The organism is Pseudomonas sp. P4_C1 (assembly GCF_056402155.1).
In genome coordinates, this window is the sequence record NZ_JBFUHY010000049.1 from 26777 (window position 1) to 36983 (window position 10207).

Annotated in this window: 10 protein-coding genes; 4 read left to right on the forward strand and 6 right to left on the reverse strand. The window is 59.7% G+C overall.

The annotated features are described in order from the left end of the window. Positions 1 to 185 precede the first annotated feature (185 nt). On the reverse strand, positions 186 to 1517 hold the full coding sequence (locus tag AC1DU9_RS21165; RefSeq protein WP_223462087.1) for a putative porin: 1332 nt from the start codon (positions 1515 to 1517) through the stop codon (positions 186 to 188). A 280-nt stretch (positions 1518 to 1797) separates the two neighbouring features. Here AC1DU9_RS21165 and AC1DU9_RS21170 point away from each other — a divergent pair, with 280 nt between their 5' ends. Continuing rightward, positions 1798 to 2922, forward strand: coding sequence for a GNAT family N-acetyltransferase (locus AC1DU9_RS21170; protein ID WP_223462090.1), 1125 nt, complete (start codon positions 1798 to 1800; stop codon positions 2920 to 2922). A gap of 11 nt (positions 2923 to 2933) precedes the next feature. Here the strand turns inward: AC1DU9_RS21170 and aqpZ are convergent, their stop codons facing one another. From aqpZ to AC1DU9_RS21195, 5 genes are all read right to left on the reverse strand, one after another. Continuing rightward, positions 2934 to 3632, reverse strand: a complete 699-nt coding sequence (gene aqpZ, locus AC1DU9_RS21175) for an aquaporin Z (protein ID WP_223462093.1) — start codon at positions 3630 to 3632, stop codon at positions 2934 to 2936. Between the two features lie 301 nt (positions 3633 to 3933). Further along, positions 3934 to 5766 carry an ABC transporter ATP-binding protein gene (locus tag AC1DU9_RS21180; protein ID WP_223462095.1) on the reverse strand — a complete coding sequence of 611 codons (1833 nt, stop codon included), beginning with the start codon at positions 5764 to 5766 and terminating at the stop codon, positions 3934 to 3936. 93 nt (positions 5767 to 5859) lie between these two features. Next, positions 5860 to 6417: a peptidylprolyl isomerase gene (locus AC1DU9_RS21185; protein WP_223462097.1), complete on the reverse strand. Its 558-nt coding sequence runs from the start codon at positions 6415 to 6417 to the stop codon at positions 5860 to 5862. Positions 6418 to 6420: 3 nt separating this feature from the next. Further along, the gene (locus AC1DU9_RS21190; protein WP_223462099.1) at positions 6421 to 7224 is read right to left on the reverse strand and encodes an alpha/beta fold hydrolase; all 804 of its coding nucleotides are present in this window, start codon (positions 7222 to 7224) and stop codon (positions 6421 to 6423) included. A gap of 14 nt (positions 7225 to 7238) precedes the next feature. Then, a complete protein-coding gene (locus tag AC1DU9_RS21195) occupies positions 7239 to 8162 on the reverse strand; it encodes a PA3225 family LysR-type transcriptional regulator (protein ID WP_223462101.1) in 924 nt (307 codons plus the stop codon). Between the two features lie 49 nt (positions 8163 to 8211). On the opposite strand from AC1DU9_RS21195, the gene AC1DU9_RS21200 reads away from it, so the two are divergent. The 3 genes from AC1DU9_RS21200 to AC1DU9_RS21210 form a co-directional block, all read left to right on the forward strand. After that, positions 8212 to 8526: a 3-phosphoglycerate kinase gene (locus AC1DU9_RS21200; protein WP_223462103.1), complete on the forward strand. Its 315-nt coding sequence runs from the start codon at positions 8212 to 8214 to the stop codon at positions 8524 to 8526. Positions 8527 to 8758: 232 nt separating this feature from the next. After that, positions 8759 to 9358, forward strand: a complete 600-nt coding sequence (locus tag AC1DU9_RS21205; RefSeq protein ID WP_046043697.1) for an FMN-dependent NADH-azoreductase — start codon at positions 8759 to 8761, stop codon at positions 9356 to 9358. Between the two features lie 352 nt (positions 9359 to 9710). After that, a partial coding sequence (locus tag AC1DU9_RS21210; protein WP_477810754.1) for an EamA family transporter occupies positions 9711 to 10207 on the forward strand: 497 nt, incomplete at its 3' end.

Sequence of the window (10207 nt, forward strand, 5' to 3'; positions counted from 1 at the left end):
CGATAAACCTGACGCCCCCGTGGCGTGCTCGGGTTAATCGCGAGCAAGCTCGCTCCTACAAGGGCGGGTTGGCAAAAACAAACAGCCCGGTGTTGATGTGTCGGAGGATGATGGGGACCGACACACCAACGCCAGGCTGTAAAAGCGGCCCGGGCTTCCTTGTCCGGGTCGTGTAGCGGGGTGAATCAGAACTTGGCTTCGGCATCCAGTTGCAGGGTGTTGATGTCCGAATCTTTCTTGTTGATGTTGGCGTTGGTCTGGTCCGAGGTCGCCATGAAGTAGGTCGCGCCCAAGGCGAAGTTCTTGTCCAGATCGTAGCTCACTTTCAGCTTGCTGCCGCGCGAACCGGTGAAGCCGTTGGCGAAGTCGGAGTCGGTGAAGGCGCCAACCACAGCGTTACGCTGCACGTCGCGGTAGTTGTAGTCCACGTTGAAGCCGTAGAGCTTGGACTTCACGCCGGCCAGCCAGCCAGTGTCCTGGTCGTTGCTGGCATCGGTGTTGTTGACGTACTGACCGTACAGCGACAGCGGAACTGGCAGGTTGGTGAAGTCCAGCTGGCCAAAGCCTTCGTACAGTTTGAAGGTTTCGTTCGGGCTGTTGCCGTTGATGGCCAGGGCGCATGGCGTGGAGACGGTGCCGGAAGTAGGGCAGGCACTGCTGCTGTCGTTGTCGTAGGAGTAGATACTGCCGCCCAACGTCATTTTCATGCTGTCGGTGATGGCGAAGCGACCACCCAACTGGCCTGCGTACAGACGCAGGTCGTGCTTGAACTGCACGCCTTCGCCGTCGACGTTGTCCTTGAGCGTGTAGTGACCGGCGCTACCGAACAGCTCGGTGCTGCCGCTCAGCGGGTACTTGTAGGTGACGGCCAGACCTTCCGGGTTGATGTCGCTATCCCAGATGATGTCGCCCATGCTCACCCATTGTTGCGGCATCTTGCCGCCAACCAGGTGCAGGTTCTTGATCGCGTCCGGGTGGTAGTCGATGTAACCCTGGTCCAGCCAGATCTGCTTCTTGTCGAAGTAGTTGTTCAGGTCCTGGTTGGTCGAGCGAGGGTCGTCGTTGCTGCCGGTGGCGATACGGATACCGGTGTCGACCTGCGGGTTGATTTCGCTGTAGGCCCCCAGACGGGCACGAATGCGCTGACGGTCCTGGTCTTTGTTGTTTGGCACGCCATCGTTGTGCACGGTTTCTTCACGGAAGCGTACGTCACCCTTGAATTGGGTCTTGGCGGCCCAGGCCAGTTTCTGGTCAAAGGTGCTCAGTGACTCGGTTTTCTTCGCGGTGGCCGCGATTTGCTCGTTAGTCTCTTGCTGAGCCTGACGGGCGATCTGCTGGTCTTTCTGATCCCTGGCCAGCTCGGCTTGCAGTTCGCTGTACTGCGCGTTGGTGATCGAGCCGTTAGCCTTGAGCATGTCGAGCAGTTTGGCGTCGACTGCAGCACTGGCCGGAACGCTCATGGCCAGCAACAGGCCACCGCACAAGGCCGCCGCAGTTTTCGTGGAAGCAAGACGCATATCAATCTCCGAAGATGAGAGGGGATGACAGAGCCATCCGGGACACAACCGACCGTTAGGGGCGGAAAACAGTGACCGGGTATAACCCGGCGCTCTAAAAACAGGCGCCAGTATCGCGATGGTTTATGACAGAGCAGTGGCACTGTGATGTCATGTCGATGACGATACAAAGTCGTTGTGAACTATTGAGTTAGAGCACTGTCGTCGGTTTGCTCGTGTGCAATGCAGAGCGATAGGCGATACTCGCGGGGCTTTCACGCCATGAAGAGTGAGGATGGTGATGCCGTTGCAACGCCTGCAAAAACTGTCAGAAATCGCCCCGCAGACCTGGGACGCCCTGGTGCCCGAGACTCAGCCTTTTCTGCGTCACGCTTTTTTGAGCGCGCTGGAAGACAGTGGCAGCGTCGGACCCCATACCGGCTGGCAGCCCGAGCATTTGTTGCATGTTGAAGGTGAGCACTTGATCGCCGCGCTACCCGGTTATCGCAAGTGGCATTCCTACGGCGAATACGTGTTCGATCACGCCTGGGCCGATGCCTGCGAACGCGCCGGCATCGATTACTACCCCAAACTGTTGGCCGCCGTGCCGTTCAGTCCGGTCAGCGGGCCACGGCTGTTGGCGGCCACGGTCGAAGACGGTTTCGAGTTATTGAAAAGCCTGCCGGGCTACCTTGAACTCGAAGGGCTCTCCAGCGCCCACATCAACTTCACCGATCCGTTCACCGACGCGGCACTGAGCGAGCAGCCCGGCTGGCTGCAGCGCGTTGGCTGTCAATACCACTGGCAGAATCGCGGCTACCGGGATTTCCAGGACTTCCTCGACGTGCTCAGTTCGCGCAAGCGCAAACAGATGCGCAAGGAGCGCGAGCAGGTGGCCGGGCAGGGCTTTGAGTTCGAATGGCTGGAGGGGCGGGAGCTGACTCAGGCGCAGTGGGATTTCGTCTATGCCTGCTACGCCAATACCTATGCGGTGCGCCGGCAAGCACCGTACCTGACGCGGGAGTTTTTCAGTCTGTTGGCCGAACGCATGCCTGAGTCGATTCGCGTGGTGCTGGCCAAACAAGGTTCACGGCCAGTGGCGATGGCGTTCAGTCTGGTGGGGGGGGACAGCTTTTATGGCCGTTACTGGGGATGCCTGGCGGAGTTCGATCGCCTGCATTTCGAGACCTGTTTCTACCAGGGCATGGACTATGCCATCGCCAACGGTTTCCAGCGTTTCGATGCCGGGGCCCAGGGCGAGCACAAACTGATTCGTGGATTCGAGCCAGTCATTACCCATTCCTGGCACTACTTGCGCCATCCCGGATTGAAAGCGGCGGTGAAAGACTTTCTGGAGCAGGAGCGGCTGGGAGTGTTGGCTTATGCAGAGGATGCGAAGTCAGCCTTGCCTTATCGACAAGGCTGATCTTCAGCGTTTCAGCTTACTTCTTTGCCCAGCCAGCGATACAGCACGCCGCCGACCACTGCGCCGAGCAGCGGTGCGACCCAGAACATCCACAATTGTTGAATCGCCCAGCCACCAACGATCAGCGCCGGGCCGGTGCTGCGTGCCGGGTTGACCGAGGTGTTGGTGACCGGGATCGAGATCAGGTGGATGAGCGTCAGCCCCAGGCCGATGGCAATCGGTGCCAGTCCTGCCGGTGCACGTTTGTCGGTGGCACCGAGGATGATCAGGATGAACATCGCGGTCATCACCAGTTCACTGACAAACCCTGCCGTCATCGAATAACCGCCAGGCGAGTGTTCGCCATAGCCGTTGGACGCCAGGCCTCCCGCCAGTTCGAAACCGGGTTTACCACTGGCAATGAAATACAGCAGGGCGGCTGCAATCACGCCGCCAATGACCTGGGCAACGATGTAGGCCGGCAATTCATTGGCCGGAAAGCGCCCACCCACCACCAGGCCGAGGGACACCGCGGGGTTGAGATGACAGCCGGAAATATGGCCGATGGCGAAAGCCATGGTCAGCACGGTCAGGCCAAATGCGAAGGACACCCCGAGCAGACCGATCCCGACATCCGGAAAAGCCGCTGCCAACACCGCGCTGCCGCAACCACCCAACACCAGCCAGAACGTACCTGCCAACTCAGTCGCCGAACGTTTTAACAGAGACATAAGAGAGTGTCCTTTCGAGATTATGCTGCCTTTAGCATCCAGCCGATGGACTGCAGAACCACCTCCAGAACGTTGAAGTGAGAGTACAGCACGGTTTTTTCAGAATTCCAGCAGGCATAAAAAACCGCCAGGACCCGTTGTTGACGGGGCCTGGCGGTTTTTTGTGATCGATCAGCTTCACTGGGGACCCTGTGGGAGCGAGCTTGCTCGCGATGACGGAGTATCAGTCGACAATGATGTTGTCTGACGCGCCGCTATCGCGAGCAAGCTCGCTCCCACAGGTTTTCGGCCACCGTAATACTCAATCGATCCCGACAAACCCACCGGTCTGGTGTTGCCACAAGCGCGCATACAAGCCGCCATGGGCCAGCAGTTCGGCATGGCTGCCGGTTTCGGCGATCTTGCCGTTTTCCAGCACCACCAGCCGGTCCATCCGGGCGATGGTCGAGAGCCGGTGAGCGATGGCAATCACGGTTTTGCCCTGCATCAGGGTTTCGAGGCTTTCCTGGATCGCCGCTTCGACCTCCGAATCCAGTGCCGAGGTAGCCTCGTCCATGATCAGGATCGGCGCGTCCTTGAGCAGCACACGGGCAATGGCGATGCGCTGGCGCTGGCCGCCGGAGAGTTTCACCCCGCGCTCACCGACGTGGGCATCGAAACCGGTGCGGCCTTCGGCGTCCGACAGTGAAGGAATGAAGCCGTCAGCCCGGGCCTTGTGCACCGCTTCCCAGAGTTGGGCGTCGGTGGCGTCGGGTTTGCCATACAGCAGGTTGTCGCGGATCGAGCGGTGCAGCAGCGATGTGTCCTGGGTGATCATGCCGATGCGTTCGCGCAGGCTTTCCTGGCTGACGTCGGCGATGTTCTGGCCGTCGATCAGGATGCGTCCGCCTTCGACGTCGTACAGGCGCAGCAGCAGGTTCACCAGGGTCGATTTACCGGCACCGGACGGACCGATCAGGCCGATTTTTTCTCCGGCCTTGATGGTCAGGTTGAGGTCACCGATGATCCCGCTCTGCTTGCCGTAGTGGAAATCCACCTGTTCGAAGCGCACTTCGCCACGGGCCACCGCCAAGGGTTTGGCCTGGTCGCGGTCGGTGACGCTGACCGGCTGCGAAATGGTCTGCAGACCGTCCTGCACCATGCCGATGTTTTCGAAAATGCCGGTAACCACCCACATGATCCAGCCGGACATGTTGACGATGCGGATCACCAGGCCGGTGGCCAGGGCAATCGCCCCCACGCTGATCAGCGACTGCGTCCACAACCACAGGGCCAGGCCGGTGGTGCAGACGATCAGCAAGCCGTTCATGCTGGTGATGACCACGTCCATGCTGGTGACCACGCGGCCGGCCAGTTGCGCCTTCTCGGTCTGTTCCTTGATGGCTTCGCGGGCGTATTGCTGTTCGAAGTTGGTGTGGGCGAACAGCTTCAAGGTGGTGATATTGGTGTAGCCGTCGACAATCCGCCCCATGAGTTTGGAGCGCGCATCGGAGGCCACCACCGAGCGATCCTTCACCCTTGGCACGAAGTAACAGAGGGCGCCGATGAAGGCGAAGATCCAGGTCAGCAGCGGGATTATCAGGCGCCAGTCGGCTTCGGCGAACAGCACCAGGGAACTGATGGCGTAGATCAACACATGCCACAACGCATCCACCGCTTGCACGGCGGAATCGCGCAGTGAGTTGCCGGTTTGCATGATGCGTTGGGCGATGCGCCCGGCGAAGTCGTTCTGGAAGAAATTCAGGCTCTGCTTGAGCACGTAGCTGTGGTTCTGCCAGCGGATCATGCTGGTCATGCTGGGACTCAGGGTCTGGTGCACGAGCAGGTCATGCAGGCCCACGAAAATGGGGCGCAGCACCAGCGCAACCACCACCATCCAGGTCAGTTCGAGGGCATGATCCTGGAACAGACTGACGTTCGGCGTGCCTTGGGCCAGGTCGATGATGCGACTCAGGTAGCTGAACAACGCCACTTCGATCAAGGCACCAATCAGGCCGACGATCAGCAGGGCGGCGAAGCTCGGCCAGACCTGCTTGAGGTAATAGGTATAAAAAGGGAATACACGGTCCGGCGGAGATGCCGTCGGTGCGTCACGGAAGACATCGATCAGTTTTTCAAAGCGGCGATAAAGCATCAGTTTCTCACCCGCGAACGGGCTCTCCTTTAAACGGTTTGAGCGTTGCCGGCAAAGCCGGCAACGGCTCGGACATCCTTGTCCAGCTTAGTCTCAGTCGATGCGCTTGGCCGACTTGATGAAGACCGGATCGGCCGGTACGTCCTTCATGCCGCCACGAACGGTGGTTGGCGAATTGACGATGATATCGACCACGTCCATGCCTTTGACCACTTTGCCGAACACCGCGTAGCCGTCGCCCTGGTCAAGGAAGTCGTTGTCCTTGACGTTGATGAAGAACTGGCTGGTGGCCGAGTCAGGCACCGAAGTACGGGCCATGGACAAGGTGCCACGTACGTTGACCAGGCCGTTCTTATGCTCGTTCTTGATTGGCGCCTTGGTGTCTTTTTGCTGCATGGCCTGGGTGAAGCCGCCACCCTGGACCATGAAACCCGGGATCACCCGGTGGAAAATCGTGTTGTTGTAGAAGCCACTGTCGACGTACTCAAGGAAGTTCCTGGTACTGATCGGGGCCTTGACCGGGTCCAGTTCGATTTCGATCTGGCCGTTGGTGGTGTCCAGCAGCACATGGGGGGCCTTTTCCGGTGTCGCGGCCATCAGGTTGGCGGCAAACAGGACGGAGCCTGCGGCGAGGGCGATTTTTTTCAGCATGGGTCAGTGATCCTGAGTGGTGGTGTCGACTGCGGTCAGAAATTCCAGCAGTGTCTGGTTGAAGTGTTCCGGCTGGTCCAGCGGCGTGGCGTGGCGAGAATCGGCGATCACCACCAGCCGCGCGTCGGGCAGCAGTTTGACGTAGTTTTCCTTCAGTGCCACCGGTGTGTAGTCACGGTCGGCACTGACGATGAGGGTTGGACAGGTGACCTTCGAAAGTCGTTCCTGAACCCCCCAGCCGACAATGGCATTGAAGCTGGCGAGATAAGCATGTTTATCGTTTTTTGCCCAGCGTTCGGCCATCTTTTGTCGCAAGTCGGCCTGCTCGGGCTTCGGGAACAACTTGCCGCCCAGCGCCTTGCCGATGGTGCCCAGGCTAAGGGCGCGCATCAGGCTCCAGCGCTTGAACCACTGCCAGTAATCATCGCGGCTGCGCAGTTTGACCTCGGGCGCGCTGTTGACAATGCACAGGCTCTTGAGCAGTTGCGGCTGATCCACGCCCAACTGGAAGCCGATCATGCCGCCCATCGACAGGCCGACATAATGTGCCGGGCCGAGATTGAGGTGCTCGATCAGTGCAATCAGGTCAGCGCTGAATCCGGCAATGCTGTAGCGCTCCCGGGGTTTGTCCGAACGGCCGTGACCGCGCACATCCGGGACGATCACCCGGTAGCGGGAGGCCAGTGCCGGGATCTGTTTTTCCCAGTCCAGCGTGCTGGAACCGAGACCGTGGACCAGCAGCAGCGGCGTACCGTGGCCATATTCCTCATAGTGCAGGTTGCAACCTTCGTGTTCGAAATAGGCCATGCATACACTCCGTGTCAGGCTTGTTCGGGGGCGGCGAACGGTGCGTCCAGTGGTGCGGTGTCAAACGTACGCAGCAGTTCGATGAGAATCTGCGTGGCCGGCCCGAGCGGTTTGTCCTTGTTCGAATACAGGTAAAAGCTCGGGTTGCGGCTACCGCCCTGATCCAACGGTAGCAGCTTGAGGGTACTTTCCTTGAGTTCCCGTTCGATCAAGTGCCGGGGCAGCCACGCAAACCCCAGACCGCTGCTGACGAAGGTTGCGGCGGTGGCCAGGCTGCCGACGGTCCAGCGCTGTTCGGCACCGAGCCAGCCGACGTCCCGTGGTTGCTGGCGCCCCGAGTCGCGGATCACCACCTGCATCTGGCTTTCCAGGTCCTGGAAGCTCAGTTCGCGGTTGAGGCGGTGCAGGGGATGCTCCGGGTGGGCGACGGCGACGAACTCGACGTCGCTCAATTCCGCGCCCAGGTAACCGGGAATACTGAACCCTGTGATGGCCAGGTCGGCCACGCCTTCGAGCAGGACTTCCTCCACCCCCGACAGCACTTCCTCACGCAGGCGTACCCGGCAGCCACGGCTTTGCGGCATGAACGCGGTCAAGGCGCGCACGAGGCGGGCGCTTGGGTAAGCGGCATCGACCACCAGGCGCACTTCGGCTTCCCAGCCCTGCTCCATGTGATGGGCCAGGTCTTCCAGCTGACTGGCCTGTTTCACCAGTTGCCGGGAACGGCGCAACAGCACACCGCCGGCTTCGGTCAGCACGGCCTTGCGTCCGTCGATGCGCAGCAACGGCACGCCAAGCTGATCCTGCATGCGTGCCACGGTGTAGCTGACCGACGATTGCGAACGATGCAGCGCCTCGGCGGCCTGGGCGAAACCACCGTGATCGACCACGGCTTGCAGCGTTCGCCATTGATCAAGGGTCACGCGGGGCGCTTTCATGTGGAGCTCCTCTTGTCCTAAGCTGGCAGCCCTTATTGGAGGCTGCTGAATGAAAAAATTCTGTTGTGTGCTGCTGGCGCTGCTGCCGCTGACGGCGATGGCTTACCCGATCGATGTGAAGAAAGACCTCAACGGCATGAAGATCGATTATCAGACCTACGACACGGATAGCGACATCGGCTCCATTCAGGTGGCCAACTACGGTGACGTCGATGCGAGCTGCAAGGCCGTTTTCATCAATGGCCCTGAAGCTCCGCGCACCCGCAAGATCGACGTACTGGCCGGCAAGCACAAAAATGCCACCGTCAAATTCACCCGCAGCATCATCAAGCTGCGCATCGAGCTGACCTGCACCCCGAAATGAAGCCCGGCTCTTCTGTAGGAGCGAGCTTGCTCGCGATGCGGTGGGTCAATCGACACCACTGTGTCTGATACACCCTCGCGAGCAAGCTCGCTCCTACAGAGGCAGGGAATGCTGAGCTTATAAACGAATTTATTGATGGGTTATAGCAGTTATTTGCGCTTTTTCATCGATATGACTCTGTTTAACCTTCACTCCATCGACCTACAGCATTCTCAGATGGAGGCTACATCCCATGTCCCGCGTTCTGATCATCGAAAGCAGTGCCCGTCAGCAAGACTCGGTTTCCCGTCAACTGACCCAGACCTTCATCAGCCAGTGGAAAGCCGCTCACCCGAACGACCAGATCACCGTCCGCGACCTGGCCGTCAAGCCGGTGCCACACCTGGACATCAACCTGTTGGGTGGCTGGATGAAACCCGCCGAGCAGCGCAGCGACATCGAACAGGCTTCCCTGGAACGCTCCAACCAGTTGACCGACGAATTGCTCGCCGCCGATGTACTGGTGATGGCCGCACCGATGTACAACTTCGCCATCCCCAGCACCCTGAAAGCCTGGCTCGACCATGTGCTGCGTGCCGGCGTGACCTTCAAGTACACCGAAACCGGCCCGCAAGGCCTGCTCAGCGGCAAGCGTGCCTATGTGTTAACGGCTCGCGGCGGCATCTATGCCGGCAGCACCGCCGATCACCAGGAACCGTACCTGCGCCAGGTCATGGGCTTCATCGGCATCCACGACGTGACGTTCATCCACGCCGAAGGCATGAACCTGGGCGGTGACTTCCAGGAGAAAGGCCTGAACCAGGCGAACGCCAAGCTTTCGCAAGTGGCCTGACCGGTTAATCGCCAGATAATCGCTGGATGGTCTAGTGGCCTGGCGCAACCCTTCAAGCCTGTACGCGCATCGAACCTCCCTTCGCACTTGTTGCTCCTGAGTGCTCTGGCCCGATTGAACGCTTTAGCGAGATCGGGCTTTTTTTTGCCTGCGATTCAGGAAACACCGATAAACCCTGTGGGAGCGAGCTTGCTCGCGATTGCGGTGGATCAGTCAACATCACTTTCGACTGACACTCCGTCATCGCGAGCAAGCACGCTCCCACAGGTTTTTGCGTTTTTCAGACAGCTTTCGGGGATCGCGATTCAAGGCAAAAACCGCTATCGTCGCCGCCATTCGAAATGAGGCGAGCATGGGCTATCTACTTTTTGTCACGCTGATCCAGGCGTTTTCCTTCAGTTTGATCGGCGAATACCTGGCCGGTCATGTCGACAGTTACTTTGCCGTGCTGGTACGCGTGCTGCTGGCAGGGCTGGTGTTCATCCCGCTGACCCGCTGGCGCTCGGTGGAGCCGGCATTCATGCGCGGCATGCTGCTGATCGGCGCGTTGCAGTTTGGCGTGACCTACGTCTGCCTGTACCTGAGCTTTCGTGTACTGACGGTGCCGGAAGTGTTGCTGTTCACCATCCTCACGCCGCTGCACGTGACCCTGATCGAAGATGCGCTCAACCGTCGCTTCAATCCCTGGGCCCTGGTCGCGGCGCTGGTGGCGGTGGCGGGGGCGGCGGTGATCCGTTTTGACCGGATCAATCCGGACTTCTTCATGGGCTTCCTGTTGCTGCAACTGGCCAACTTCACCTACGCCGCCGGCCAGGTGCTCTACAAACACCTGGTCGCGCGCCACCCGAG